The sequence below is a fragment of the Salinimicrobium oceani genome, from assembly GCF_012037645.1.
On the sequence record NZ_JAAVJR010000570.1, the window covers coordinates 1 to 467 of the forward strand.

The window sequence follows — 467 nt, forward strand, 5'->3', positions numbered from 1 at the left end:
TCTGCAAAGAGAGATATGGAATGACCTTTTTGGATCTGTAACCGTCCGCTCCCATGGAGCCAATGCCGAAGCAGTAGAATTCTCAATTGGATATCGCTTATGAAACAACTGCTAAAAATTTACCTGCGGATTTTTCCTTTTTTGGCCCTCCTGATTTTTGCAGGCTGTGATACAGAAGATGCCCCCGATTGTTTCCAAACCGCCGGAAGCAGGATAGAAAAGGAATTTGAGGTGGAGGAGTTTGACGAGCTAATCGTGTATAAGGGGATCAACCTGTTCATTGAACAGGGGACCGAACATAAAGTAGTGGTCAGTACCGGAGAAAACCTGATGAACGAGATTTCGGCTAAGGTTGTTGAAGGTAGGCTTATCCTGCAGAACAACAACGACTGCAATTTTGTGCGCGACTATAATCTTAGCGATGTCCATGTTACCGTCCCGAACCTTGAATGGCTTCAAAATGCGGG

At 45.4% G+C, this 467-nt stretch carries 1 protein-coding gene; it reads left to right on the top strand.

The genetic code is table 11. The features are described 5' to 3' along the window. Positions 1 to 141 precede the first annotated feature (141 nt). The coding region (locus tag HC175_RS18290) for a GIN domain-containing protein (protein WP_209310083.1) at positions 142 to 467 on the top strand (326 nt) is incomplete at its 3' end.